Origin of the sequence: Neisseria sp. P0013.S005 (genome assembly GCF_051958425.1) — a bacterium.
Lineage (GTDB): Bacteria > Pseudomonadota > Gammaproteobacteria > Burkholderiales > Neisseriaceae > Neisseria > Neisseria subflava.
Map to the genome: position 1 here is coordinate 211336 of NZ_JBQCVL010000001.1, position 12678 is coordinate 224013.

10 protein-coding genes are annotated in these 12678 nt (G+C 51.2%); 7 read left to right on the forward strand and 3 right to left on the reverse strand.

The window, feature by feature from the left end; translation table 11 throughout:
• Positions 1 to 110 precede the first annotated feature (110 nt).
• From ACTHTA_RS01075 to ACTHTA_RS01085, 3 genes are all read right to left on the reverse strand, one after another.
• Positions 111 to 1325 (reverse strand): MFS transporter, encoded by a 1215-nt coding sequence (locus ACTHTA_RS01075; RefSeq protein WP_440364014.1) that lies wholly within the window; start codon positions 1323 to 1325, stop codon positions 111 to 113.
• Positions 1326 to 1589: 264 nt separating this feature from the next.
• Positions 1590 to 3029, reverse strand: coding sequence for a porin family protein (locus ACTHTA_RS01080; RefSeq protein WP_440364013.1), 1440 nt, complete (start codon positions 3027 to 3029; stop codon positions 1590 to 1592).
• Between the two features lie 109 nt (positions 3030 to 3138).
• Positions 3139 to 3879 carry a Slam-dependent surface lipoprotein gene (locus tag ACTHTA_RS01085; protein WP_308887121.1) on the reverse strand — a complete coding sequence of 247 codons (741 nt, stop codon included), beginning with the start codon at positions 3877 to 3879 and terminating at the stop codon, positions 3139 to 3141.
• Positions 3880 to 4162: 283 nt separating this feature from the next.
• Between ACTHTA_RS01085 and ACTHTA_RS01090 the strand changes: the two genes are divergently transcribed.
• From ACTHTA_RS01090 to ACTHTA_RS01120, 7 genes are all read left to right on the forward strand, one after another.
• Positions 4163 to 5005 carry a class II glutamine amidotransferase gene (locus tag ACTHTA_RS01090; RefSeq protein WP_003684485.1) on the forward strand — a complete coding sequence of 281 codons (843 nt, stop codon included), beginning with the start codon at positions 4163 to 4165 and terminating at the stop codon, positions 5003 to 5005.
• A gap of 198 nt (positions 5006 to 5203) precedes the next feature.
• On the forward strand, positions 5204 to 5656 hold the full coding sequence (gene nrdR / locus ACTHTA_RS01095) for a transcriptional regulator NrdR (RefSeq protein WP_070631158.1): 453 nt from the start codon (positions 5204 to 5206) through the stop codon (positions 5654 to 5656).
• Positions 5657 to 5670: 14 nt separating this feature from the next.
• The gene (ribD, locus tag ACTHTA_RS01100; RefSeq protein ID WP_440364026.1) at positions 5671 to 6774 is read left to right on the forward strand and encodes a bifunctional diaminohydroxyphosphoribosylaminopyrimidine deaminase/5-amino-6-(5-phosphoribosylamino)uracil reductase RibD; all 1104 of its coding nucleotides are present in this window, start codon (positions 5671 to 5673) and stop codon (positions 6772 to 6774) included.
• A gap of 572 nt (positions 6775 to 7346) precedes the next feature.
• Positions 7347 to 8654, forward strand: coding sequence for a nucleotide sugar dehydrogenase (locus tag ACTHTA_RS01105; RefSeq protein ID WP_440364012.1), 1308 nt, complete (start codon positions 7347 to 7349; stop codon positions 8652 to 8654).
• A 168-nt stretch (positions 8655 to 8822) separates the two neighbouring features.
• Positions 8823 to 10250 carry an oligosaccharide flippase family protein gene (locus tag ACTHTA_RS01110; protein WP_440364011.1) on the forward strand — a complete coding sequence of 476 codons (1428 nt, stop codon included), beginning with the start codon at positions 8823 to 8825 and terminating at the stop codon, positions 10248 to 10250.
• A 42-nt stretch (positions 10251 to 10292) separates the two neighbouring features.
• Positions 10293 to 11603, forward strand: coding sequence for an O-antigen ligase family protein (locus tag ACTHTA_RS01115; RefSeq protein ID WP_003684579.1), 1311 nt, complete (start codon positions 10293 to 10295; stop codon positions 11601 to 11603).
• On the forward strand, positions 11600 to 12670 hold the full coding sequence (locus ACTHTA_RS01120) for a glycosyltransferase family 4 protein (protein ID WP_440364010.1): 1071 nt from the start codon (positions 11600 to 11602) through the stop codon (positions 12668 to 12670). The genes ACTHTA_RS01115 and ACTHTA_RS01120 overlap by 4 nt, the downstream gene beginning before the upstream one ends.
• Positions 12671 to 12678 lie beyond the last annotated feature (8 nt).

Sequence of the window (12678 nt, forward strand, 5' to 3'; positions counted from 1 at the left end):
CCATGATTGCCAAACACATCGACCGTTTCCCACTAATGATAGAAAAAGGTCGTCTGAAAACCGCTTTTCCGTTTTCAGACGACCTTTGTTCTTTGCTTTGTTCAAGCGGGTTACGCCGTTTTCTTTTCGCGTATCGGCAGGTTCAGCAAAGCCGCCGTCCCCGCCAACACCGCGTCGGCATACCACATCCAGCCGTAATCGTTGAATTGATAAATCACGATGCCGCCGATATACGAGCCTAAAAAACCGCCGATTTGGTGGCTCAACATCGTCAGTCCGAACAGCGTCGCCAGATAGCGCGTGCCGAACAGCTTGCCTGTAATCGCAGCGGTTGGAGCGACGGTGGCGAGCCAAGTGAAGCCCAGCGCGGCGGCGAAAATGTAGAAATTGACGTCGGTTCTTGGGGCGGCAAGGTATATCAGCACCATCGCCACGCGCGAGGCGTAGAGTCCGAACAGAACGTATTTGCCCAAAAACCGCCCCGTACACCAGCCCGAAAAAATGCAGCCTGCGATGTTCGCCAAGCCGATAATCGCAATCGAAGTCGAAGCGACCGAAGCGGGCAGGCCGCAGAGCGCGATTTCGTTGGGCAGGTGGGTTACCAAAAACGCAATGTGGAAACCGCAGGTAAAAAAGCCCAAGTGGAGCAGGATGTAGCTTCGGTCTTTAAACGCGGTTTTGACCGCCTGCCCCAGCGTTTGCCCGTTTTCAGACGACGTGTGGTGCGTGGCGACAGCGTTTTTGCCGCCCGCCAGCCACCACGAAATCGGCAGGATCAAAAGTGCGATGCCGCTCCAAACGTAAAACGCTCCCGTCCAGCCGACGGCGGGCGATATCAACAAACCCTGCACCAGCGGCGCAAACAGAAACTGCCCCGCCGAACCGCCCGCGTTGACCAGCCCCGAAGCCAAACCGCGTTTGTGCGGCGGTACTTTCGCCGCGACCTGCCCCATGATGATGGAGAAACCGCCCGCCCCCGTTCCGAATGCAAAAAGCAGCCCGATTGCCAGCATCAGCCCCCAATAAGTCGGCATCTGCGGCACCATCAGACAGGCGCAAGCCAACAGCAGCGCGCCGCCGCCCAAAACCTTAAACGCGCCAAAGCGGTCGGCAAGCGCGCCGGAAAGCGGCTGGGACACGCCCCACATCAACTGGAAAACGGCAATAATCAGGCTGAACTCTTGGATACTCAGCTCGGTAGAGTCGACAACGGGACGGACAAACAGTCCCATAGTCATGCGCATACCGATGGTAATCAGCAGGATGGCGGCGGCAGCGGCGGTCACCAGCCAAAGGTCAGGGGATTTTTGCTGTGTGTGTGTCATGGTTATGATTTGTTTCTATTGGAAAATGCCGTTCAATCAAACGGCAAAACGACGGATTTTAGCAAACGGGCTGACGCAGGCTAAATAACTCCTGATGCTTTGGATATAGCCAAAACCTCTATCCGCGCCGTTTTTCAATTTCTTTCTATCTGAAAGGTAGGGCATGGGATATGGGCAGAAAATACGGCGCATAAAAAACAGCAAAGGTCGTCTGAAAACCCGAAATCCGATTTTCAGACGACCTTTGTGTTTCTGCGTCCCGTATTAGAACGATTTGACCAGCGACAGACCGACTTCGTTTTGTTTGTAGCTGTACAGCCAGTCGGTGTTGCCGTGGACGCGGCGGTGTTTGTAGCTGAGGACGGGTTTGAGGCCGGTGGCTTTCCAGCGGTCTGCACCTATGCTGAGGAGGTAGGTCTGTTCTTTGTCGCGGCGGCGTTGTTCGAGTACGGCGTTCTCTTCGCGGTGGCTGCGCAGGCCGAAGGTGGCGGAGAGTGAGGCATCGAAGCCGGCTTCAAAGATTTTTGCGGCACCCAGCCGTGCGGAGATTTGGCGGTAACTGTCCACGGGTTCTTTGGCTTTGCGCTGCTGCCAGTCTATGCCGCCGTAGAGCATGAGGTCGTTGCGCGGGAAGTAGGACAGGGTGTTGTAAACGGAGAAGAGGCTGCCGTCGAGCAGGCGGGTTTTGTCGGAATAGGAGAGGTGTTTCCACTCGGCTTCGGTGTTCCACGTCCAGCTGCCTTTGTCGAGGTTCCACTCGCTGCGCACGCCGTAGGCGCGGTTGAGGGTTTTGCCGCCGCTGCCGTTCCATTCGACGAGCGGGGCGAGGGCGAAGGTGTGGCGGTGGTTTTCAAACTGGTAGCCTGCGCTGAGGTTGAGCGTGTGTTCGTTGAAGTCTTTATGGTTGTGGTAGAAGCGGCCGTAGCCGAGCGCGCGGGCGGCGATGCCGTGATGTCCTTTAATCTGCCAGCGGCGGACGGCGGCGGCTTCGTATTTGATGCCGTTGGCGGAAACGGGCTGGTCGCCTGAAAATTCTTCCCAGCATTCGCCGTCGATTTCGGTTTTGCACCACACTTTGCCGCTGGCTTCGTTGATGTTGCTGTTGTGGACGGCGCCGACGGAAAGACTGCCCTGCCAACTTCGACGTTGGTTCAAGGCATCTTGGAAATGGGCGATGTTTTCTTTGACGGCTTCGGGCAAGTCTTCGTTTTGAAGGTGTGCAAATTCAGAAGAGGCTTCGCGGTTCAGACGGCCTTCAAAAAGCAGGCGTGCGTAATCAAGCCGTCCGCGTATGAAGTCGGGATGGCGTTGCAGCAGGGTTTCGTATTCTTGTTTAGCGGCTTTCCACCTGCCTTCGCCTCTAGCCAACGAGGCGCGGGCAAACGAAGCGATATCGGGATCGTATTCGGTTTGCTGTGTATAACGTTCAAGCAGCGGGCGTACGGTTTGCCAGTCGCTGTGGTTGACGGCGTTGAACAGGGCTTCGCCTTGGTCGGCTTCGGGATCGGCTTCGGCTGTCTGCCCGATGTTTTCGGAGGGAATGTCGAGGCGGTATTCGCGCACTTTTTGTTCCTGTTCCTGCATGGTTTGGCGGGTGTCCTGCCACAGGCGTTGCGCGGTACGGTCGTCTGAAAAGTCAGAACGGGGCGCGGCAAGGACGGGGGCAGCGAGAAACAGGAGAAGGCAGGCAGACGGTTTGTACATGGTGTCGGCTTTCCGGTCGGTGGTTTTCAGACGATCTTGAGAAGGTTGGCGGGCTGGTGTTTAAAAAAGCCTGCGTGAAGCAGGCTTTCATTTTACTTAACTACGGATTTTAGCGTTTTACACCGCCGTATGCCGTATCCAAGTTGCGGTCAGTCTTAAATTTGGCAACACCGGCCAACGCGCTTGCACCGTTGCCGAAGAAGTGGCCTTCGGTTGTACCGAAGTGGCCGTTGGCGCGGGCGTAGCCTTCAAATGATGCGCTAGACGGTTTGATGCGGGAATGAATATCCAGCTGCATGGCGTTGTTTTTCATAGAGCCGGTCAAGACTTTTTGACCGAAGTCGGCACGCAATATACCGGTCAGAGGATTATTGCCGGTGTAGTTGTTGATGCCTTTAACCGCGTAGTTGGCTACACCGGATACAGGCATAGAGGTAGCGCGTTTGTCGCCGGAGTAGTAAACGCCGCGGTTGGTGCCTTTAGCGTATTCTTTGCCGACCCACTCGCCGTAATATACTTCCGAACCGCCGCTCTTAATGGTATCAAATGCATAACGGCCGAGATTTTGACGGGTGTATGCGTCGTTAACCTGTACGGTTTTCACGCCGTTGCGGTCTGCTTTTGCCGGAATGCGGTTTACGTTGGTGTAATACACTCCTGAACGGTAGGCTGCATTTTTCATCACTTTTTCGCCTTCGGCTTCAGATGCAGGCTTACCCCATTTTTTGCCGTATTTGTGATTTTTGTAGCCATACTCGAATGGGTTATAGGCATTATTAGCGGCAAATGCGCCTGCGCTGAACACAACAGCCAAAACAGCAGCGGTGGTTTTTTGCAGATTCAGTTTCATTGAACACTCCTTGAGGTAAGACGATGGTGGGGAAAATTATGTTTCGTTGTGAGTAGAACATATCGTTATGTGAGGAGGTCTTTTTATTCTACAAAACATTTTATAGGGGAAGTGTTAGCACAGAATTAGCAAATATCCTAAAAATCTCCAATAAGGCGAAAATATTTATTTTTAATTCGATACAACCTGTATCACCTGCCCCAAAACGGCAAAGAATATATTGAAACTGCCTGCCCGATACACCATAATGACCCTATAAATACCCGAAAAAAAGGTTAACGCCATGTGCCAACTGCTCGGCATGAATTGCAACACTCCCACAGACATCATGTTTTCTTTTGAAGGCTTTCGCCGTCGTGGCGGCATTACCGATTACCACGCCGACGGCTTCGGTATCGGCTTTTTTGAAGGCAAAGGCGTGCGCTTGTTTCACGACGACAAGCCCAGCGCCAACTCGCCTGTTGCCGACTTGGTACGCGCCTATCAGATCAAATCCGAAAACGTTATCGCCCATATCCGCAAGGCCTCACAAGGCCAGACCTCATTGGCGAACACTCATCCCTTCATGCGCGAGATGTGGGGCGAATATTGGCTGTTTGCACACAACGGCCATTTGATTGATTTTTTCCCCGAGCAGGGCGAGTACTACCATGCCGTCGGTTCAACCGATTCCGAACGTGCATTCTGCTTTATCCTCAACCGCCTGCGCAGTCGCTTTGCCACCAAGCCCGAACCTGAAGTTTTGTTTGACGCCATTGCCGGCCTAACCCATGAAATCCGCCGCCACGGTTTGTTCAACTTTGTGATGTCCAACGGCGACTGCCTGTTTGCCCATGCCAGCACCTTGCTGCACTACATCGTGCGCAAAGCCCCGTTTGGCAAAGCGCGTCTGCTGGACGATGATGTGATGGTCGATTTTTCCAAAGTGACCACGCCAAACGATAAGGTCTCCGTCATCGCCACCCTGCCCCTGACCCGCGATGAAACTTGGTCGCAATTGGCAGTCAATGAATTGGTGATGTTTCAAGACGGCGATATCGTCCGCAGCGACCGCCCCGAAAATCCGGTTTATATGAGTGCGGAAGAAGGTTTGGAAATCGCCCGCGCCGTCGGCGTATCGGTTTAACGGTTGATTGACTGCAAAACTCAAGGCCGTCTGAAAAGCCCAACTTCACTCAAGTTGCCCTTTCAGACGGCCTTTTTATACTTAATCCAGCGAAAAGCCTTTACTATACGAAAATAGCACAATCCGCTACAATAATAGTTCACAAACAATAAATTCAATTGCTTAGCGACCTTGCCGAGCGTATGACAAGGAAACCCGATGAAGTGTCCGTTTTGCCAACACCCCAACACACAAGTAACCGACTCGCGATGGCTGGAAGACACCAACAGCATCCGTCGCCGTCGCAAATGCTTGGAATGCGGTCAACGCTTCAGCACCTTTGAAACCGTTGAAATGCGGATGCCGCAAGTCATCAAATCCGACAGCACACGGGTTCCCTTCAATCCGCACAAACTGCAGACCAGCCTTGAGCGCGCGCTGCACAAACGCCCTGTTACGCAAGAACAAATCGATGAAACCGTTGCCCTTATCGAGCAACGCCTCTACCGTTTGGGCAAAAAAGAAGTCGCTTCGCACATCGTCGGCGAAATGGCGATGGAAGAGCTGGCAAAAATCGACCAAGTCGCTTATGTCCGCTTCGCGTCTGTCTATAAAAGCTTTAAAGACGTTTCCGAATTCACCCAAGTCATCGCCGAATGCAAAGCCAAATAAGGCCGTCTGAAACCATGTTTTCCGCACTTGATACCCAAATGATGCAAACCGCCCTCGAGCTGGCCAAGCTTGGGCGGTTTTCCACTTCCCCCAATCCCCGCGTCGGCTGCGTAATTGCACACGGCGCCCAAATCGTCGGACAAGGTTTCCACGTCAAAGCAGGCGAACCGCACGCTGAAGTTCATGCCTTGAGGCAGGCCGGAGCGGCGGCAAAAGGCGCAACAGCCTATGTCACGCTGGAACCTTGCAGCCATTACGGCCGCACACCGCCATGCGCCGAAGCGCTGGTTCATTCCGGCGTAACGCGCGTGGTCACCGCCATGACCGACCCTAACCCATTGGTTGCAGGCAAAGGCTTGTCTATGTTGGAAGCCGCCGGAATCCGTACCGAAAGCGGTTTACTGGAAACTCAGGCGCGCGAACTCAACCGCGGTTTTCTGTCGCGTATCGAACGTGGCAGACCGTTTGTCCGCCTCAAATGCGCCGCCAGTTTGGATGGTAAAACCGCCCTTTCAGACGGCCGCAGCTTTTGGATTACAGGCGAAGCAGCGCGCGAAGACGTACAAATTCTCCGTGCCGAAAGTTGCGCCGTTTTGACCGGTATCGGTACCGTACTTGCCGACAACCCGAAACTCAACGTTCGCAGCTTCCCCACTCTACGCCAACCTGCGCGTATCGTCTTGGACAGCCGACTGCAAACTCCTTTAGACTGCCACCTCGTTACCGATACCGAAAGCCCGACCGTTATCGTTACCCTTTCCTCAGACGAACAACGTTTGCAGGCTCTACGCACATTTGAACATATCCGCATCATCAGGCCGTCTGAACACATCAACGGCCGCATCAATCTTCTTTCACTCATGCCGCAACTGGCAGAGCTTGGCTTTGGAGAAGTTCTGGTAGAAGCCGGCTCCACACTTGCTTCAGCCTTCCTGAAGGATGACTTGGTGGATGAAATCGTCCTCTACCAAGCGCCGAAACTGTTAGGCGCAGGCAAACCTCTTTTCTCCCTTTCTGAAAATCCGGCCGCCCTACTTTCAGACGGCCCTTGGCAAAGTCAATCAGTAGAAATCATCGGACAGGACATTAAATGGGCTCTCCGGAAACAATCCATCTAATTGCCTCAAATTAATAATCAAATCACTTTCAATAGCATATATCTATTATTCACATAGCAATAAATGTAATTTTTTCGTCAATATATTATAATGACTTTAGCGTATTCCAATTTAAAACTTTGACTTAAGTTAACTATCCTCAAGCTGATTATAGACAAATTTTCCTTTTTTCATCACGAAACAATGGATTATTAAGATAAGTTAAACCACGAAAATTTATTAAAAGTTTTTATTCTAGAAGGGTTTTAAACGGCATAAACGGTAGTTTCATTTCATGAACCATGCATTTGACAAAACAATATCTAAAATCAAAACATGTAGTTGAATGTAACTTCTAAAAATTAAGCATTCAAAAATACCGTTTTCATGCCTTATAGGCCGTCTGAACGACCATTAAACTTTTTTGATTGAGACGAATCAGATAAGTGCTTATGATTTTGTCTAATGTAATTATAAGTATGGTTTTAAGGCTTCACACAATACGGCAGCCGGCTATGGCTATGCGGTTGCAGCAAACAACTCAGGCATCGGGCAAACATCCCGATTTACTCATTCATTAAACGAAAGACATCATGAAAAACATTACGATACAAAAATTTGCCGATAAGACCGCAAAAATCGGCATCGTTGGCTTAGGCTACGTCGGTTTACCACTGATGTTGCGCTATGTGGATATCGGTTACCAAGTTTTGGGTTTCGACATTGACACCAACAAAGTCGACAAGCTCAACAAAGGCGAAAGCTACATTGAGCATATCCCTTCCGACAAAATTGCCGCTGCTTCCAACAGCCTGTTTGAAGCAACGACCGACTTCTCCCGCATCGGCGAAGTAGAAGCCGTTATTTTGTGCGTACCGACTCCGCTGAACAAATACCGCGAGCCGGACATGAGCTTTGTGATCGACACTACAGATGCGGTAAAACCCTACCTACGCGCCGGTCAAGTGCTGTCTTTAGAATCCACCACCTACCCCGGCACTACCGAAGAAGAATTGCTGCCGCGCATAGAAGAAGGCGGCTTGAAAGTTGGTCAAGACGTATTCTTGGTTTACTCTCCTGAGCGTGAAGACCCTGGTAACCCTAACTTTGAAACCCGTACCATTCCAAAAGTCATCGGCGGCCACACCCCTGATTGTTTGGAAGTCGGCCTTGCGCTGTACCAACCTGCCATCGATAAAGTTGTTCCAGTAAGCTCCACCAAAGCTGCCGAGCTGACCAAACTTTTGGAAAACATCCACCGCGCCGTAAACATCGGCTTGGTGAACGAGATGAAAATTGTTGCCGACAAAATGGGCATCGACATTCACGAAGTCATCAATGCCGCTGCAACCAAACCGTTCGGCTTCGTTGCTTATTACCCGGGCCCTGGCTTGGGCGGCCACTGTATCCCTATCGACCCGTTCTACCTGACTTGGAAAGCACGCGAATACGGCGTAAACACCCGTTTCATCGAGCTGGCCGGTGAAGTGAACTCCCATATGCCCGATTACGTTATCGAAAAAGTCGGCCTGGCTTTGAATGACCACAACCGTTCTATCAAAGACAGTAAAATCTTGGTATTGGGTATCGCCTACAAGAAAAACGTGGACGATATGCGTGAAAGCCCGTCTGTGGAAGTTATGGACCGCCTGCACAAACTGGGTGCAGTGGTTTCCTACTCTGACCCGCACGTTCCAGAGTTCCCGCACATCCCCGGCCACCACTACTTCGACCTGAAGAGCGAAGCGCTGACCCCTGAAACTGTCGCTCAATACGATTGCGTGGTTCTGACCACCGATCACGACAAATTCGACTATGACATGATTACCGAACATGCCAAGCTGATTGTCGATACACGCGGCAAATTCCCAGTGAAAAATCCTAAAGTCATCAAAGCATAATCTTGCTTCAAACGCATCCGGCTGCCTCCGGTTTCCCCGACCGGGACGGCGGCCGGTTTCCCAAGGCCATTTGTTTTTCAGACGGCCTTGGCAAACCGGCAACGGTAACAACACATACCTTACAAAAAATGCTCAGCTCGAACTTCTGGCCGTCTGAAAACAAATAATATGAACGCGAAAAAAATTCTCGGCTACGCATTGGGCCCGGTAGGAAGCGCCGCCTTCGGCCTGCTTTCCCTGCCACTCATCTCATGGTACTTCCCTGCGGAAGACATCGGCCGTATCGTACTCTTGCAGACCATTGCCGGACTGAGCATTCTGCTCTTGGGCTTGGGGCTGGACCAATCCTATATTCGCGACTATTACGCCGTTAAAGACAAGGCCGCGCTGTTCAAATCCGTTTTTTTATCGCCATTGATTCTGACTGTGGCGGTTGTGGTTTTAGTGTTACTGATAAACGCATCATGGCCGTCTGAAATCATTTTTGACATCCCCAGCGCAAATTTGGGGATTCTCTTTCTGATTTTCTTGACCACCACGCTGATTACCCGTTTTTTAGCTCTGATTTTGCGGATGAAAGAGCAGGCATTGGCTTTTTCCGTCAGCCAGCTTGCGCCGAAATTCTTGATTTTGTTGTTGGTTTTTGCCGTGATTGCTTCCGGCTTGCCTACCAATACTACTTCGCTGGTTTTTACCTACACCGCAGCCCAAGTGCTGACCGTTGTACTGTTGATATATCAGCTGCGCCAAGACCTGCAAGCCGTTTCCCATGCGAAATGGTCGTCCGAGCTGCATCGGGACGGCCTGCGCTACGGCCTGCCGCTGGCATTCGGCAACCTGGCCTATTGGGGCCTGACTTCGATTGACCGCTTTGTCCTCAAAGACATCTCGGGTTTGGACGAATTGGGCATTTATTCGATGGCAGTCAGCTTTGGTGCCGTCGCCCTGATTTTCCAAAGCGTGTTTTCCACCATTTGGGCGCCTTTGGTGTTCAAATGGGTAGAAGAAAAAACCAATCTGGACAAAATCGGCGACATCACGCTTTCCATGACCGTCCTCATCAGCGCAATGATTTGCCTTATCGGGATTTTCTCGCCGATGGCGACTTGGATACTGCCGGAAAAATACACGCAGGTTCAATTTATCCTGCTCTCGTGTATGCTCTTTCCCCTGTTTTACACGCTGACCGAAGTCAGCGGCATCGGTTTGAACGTCGTCCGCTCGACTTGGCTGATTACCGTCATCAACATCGTTGCCTTTATCGCCAATACCGCCCTGCTCTATCTGCTGGTACCGAAATTCGGTGCAAAAGGTGCGGCTATGGCCAGCGCAACGGCTTTTTGGCTGTTTTTCATCTTTAAAACCGAATTCTCTTCACGCCTATGGCAACCTTTGCCGCGCCTGAAGATTTATACCAACTCAACGCTCTGCCTGATGATCTGCCTTGCCTACACTTGGCTGGGTACGCGCGACAACTACATTTGGTTTGCGCTGGCATGGTCAGTCGGACTGGGTTTCCTGTTCCTAAAATACAAACACGCACTATTTGCCGCAACCGAAAAAATCAAAGCCAAATTAAACCGTTCGGCAAAATAGCCAACCTGAGATTCACGTCTCTACGACAACAACAGAATGACCATGAAAATAAAACGTCTGAACTTATACACTTACATCCTATACATCATGCTCGCAGCCTATATGCTGGGACCCGCGCTGTCCTTTAAGGTCGGCGTGCCGCGTATCGACAACCCGCTGACCCTGATATTTGTACTGCTTGGTTTTGTCGTATTTTTTCTGGAAAGCAAGCATATTCCGCGCAAGATTTTTGCCATGCTCTGCGCCCTGACCGCCATGTGCATCTGGCCTGCCATCCACATGGGTATTACGTCGCTGACGCCGACGCAGTACATGGATATTTTGTTTTTTATGGCGATTCCGGCTTTCTTCTACTTGTTTTACCAAGTATCGAAACGTGCCGACGACCCTTTGGGAACGATTCAAAAGTTCCTCATCGTATTTACGCTGTTTATCGCCGTGCCGCCTTTTGCAGAGTTGGCCACCGGCATTCAGTTTGTGAGCGCCAGCGATGAGTTGGCTATTGATGAAGGTTCACTCAAAGGCTTGTTCTTTAACCCGAACAACCTTGCCGCCACCGCAGTCTGCCTTGCACCTGCCATTTTGTTTTTCTTCCAACTCCAAGGACGAAAACACAAAGAAAAACTACTGGGCTGGGGTTTGTTCCTGCTGTTGGGCATGGCCATTTTCGCCAGTGTATCGCGTACCGCCATCGGCTGTTACCTGTTGATTTTGCTGGTTTATACGGCCTATCGCAAAAACGGTTTTATTACAGTCGGCGTAGCTGGTTTGCTGGCGTTGGTGTTGTCGATGATTCCGTCACGCGCGATTGCGGAATTTTTGCTGTCGCTCAACGGCAACCAGTTTTTGGAACGTTTTTCCAGCCGCGTGTACCTCTTCCTGTACGACTTAGGCAGCGACAACTCCGTGTCCTACCGTCAGGAGATTTACAACTACTTCTGGAACAATCCGCCCCTGCTGCTGACCGGTTACGGTCCTAAAAACTTCCGCGAATATTTCGGCGGCCACTTGAGTAACAGCGTGGGTTTTGAAAATCCGCACAGTTTTATCATCGAACTGTATTTGGGTTTCGGCATAATTTCCCTGCTCGGCTTTATTGCATTTGTAGCGTTTTATTTCCTCTACACTGCCTCAAGCCGTGCACTAACCAATAAATCACGCGTACTGGCTTGGGTTACCTTGGGCATTTTCCTGCTGGCCGGTTTTATTCCATCCACCATTTTACGTATGCCGTTTATCTGGCTGCCCTGCCTGCTGATTTTTATTTACAGCGTATTTGTTGCGCCCAAGCTGAAAGATATGGCCGCTTACGCATACAACGAAACACTATACGATACGAAGAAACCATCATGAAAATCATCCTGACTACCTCCATGTCCGGTCTCGGTGGCACTGAAAACGCCACTTTCCGCCTCGGCCGCCTGCTCAAACAACGCGGACACGATATCGTATTGGCCTCTTCAGACGGCCCTCTGATTCAGGAAGCGCAAGCATTGGGCATCCGTTGGCAGCCGATCGATTTTTACCAAGGCGGTCTTTTGGGTTACGTCAAAGGCATGTTTGCCTATATGAAACTGCTGAAAAAAGAAAAACCTGATGTGATTCACTGCCAAATGGCGCGTATCGTTCCGGCCTGCGCCATTGCGGCCAAGTTTGCCTCGCCGAAAACCAAAGTGTTCTACCACGCGCGCGGCCTTGATCCGGAAACTTATCCGAAAATTGCCAAGCTTTTCGACAAGCTGGGCGTGTACATCATCGGCAACTGCAAACACGAACGCGAAAAACTCATCCGTTACGGTTTCCCTGCCAACCGCATCACCTACACTTACAACGCCCTGCACAAAGCAGATTTCGTTCCTGAAAAAACGGTCAAAGACTATGTCCAACTGGGCACACTTTCCCGTTTGGACACCGTCCGCGCCGTACATCTGATGTTGGATATTTTGAAGAAAATGATTGACCGCGGTATGCCTGTACGCCTCAACGTTGCAGGTATCGGCGAAGAAATGGACAACCTCAAAGCCCAAGCCAAACGTTTGGGCATTGAAGACAAAGTCACCTTCCTCGGCGGCGTCCGCGACTTGACCGGCTATTTCAAAGACGTGGATATTTTGGTGAACACGCCGCACTGTATCGGCGACCATGGTGCAGGCGTCGGCAACAACATCCTTGAAGCTGGCCTCTACGACACGCCCGTCGTGACCTACAACATGGGCGGCATTTCCGAAATGGTCATTACCGGCGAAACCGGATACTGTTTCCCCTTCGACGAAGACGAAGCCTTTATCGAAGCCGTCGATCAACTCATCAAGCAGCCCGAGTTACGCGAAAAGATGGGCAAAGCCCTGCATAAACACGTTGAGACCTTGTGTTCCGATGATGAAATCTATCGCACCACCATGGCCGCTTACGATATGTGAGGTCGTCT

Excerpts from the sequence above, each read along its gene's own strand:
- ACTHTA_RS01075 (WP_440364014.1), bottom strand. The coding sequence starts at position 1,325 with ATGACACACACACAGCAAAAATCCCCTGACCTTTGGCTGGTGACCGCC.
- ACTHTA_RS01080 (WP_440364013.1), bottom strand. The coding sequence starts at position 3,029 with ATGTACAAACCGTCTGCCTGCCTTCTCCTGTTTCTCGCTGCCCCCGTC.
- ACTHTA_RS01085 (WP_308887121.1), bottom strand. The coding sequence starts at position 3,879 with ATGAAACTGAATCTGCAAAAAACCACCGCTGCTGTTTTGGCTGTTGTG.
- ACTHTA_RS01090 (WP_003684485.1), top strand. The coding sequence starts at position 4,163 with ATGTGCCAACTGCTCGGCATGAATTGCAACACTCCCACAGACATCATG.
- nrdR (WP_070631158.1), top strand. The coding sequence starts at position 5,204 with ATGAAGTGTCCGTTTTGCCAACACCCCAACACACAAGTAACCGACTCG.
- ribD (WP_440364026.1), top strand. The coding sequence starts at position 5,671 with ATGTTTTCCGCACTTGATACCCAAATGATGCAAACCGCCCTCGAGCTG.
- ACTHTA_RS01105 (WP_440364012.1), top strand. The coding sequence starts at position 7,347 with ATGAAAAACATTACGATACAAAAATTTGCCGATAAGACCGCAAAAATC.
- ACTHTA_RS01110 (WP_440364011.1), top strand. The coding sequence starts at position 8,823 with ATGAACGCGAAAAAAATTCTCGGCTACGCATTGGGCCCGGTAGGAAGC.
- ACTHTA_RS01115 (WP_003684579.1), top strand. The coding sequence starts at position 10,293 with ATGAAAATAAAACGTCTGAACTTATACACTTACATCCTATACATCATG.
- ACTHTA_RS01120 (WP_440364010.1), top strand. The coding sequence starts at position 11,600 with ATGAAAATCATCCTGACTACCTCCATGTCCGGTCTCGGTGGCACTGAA.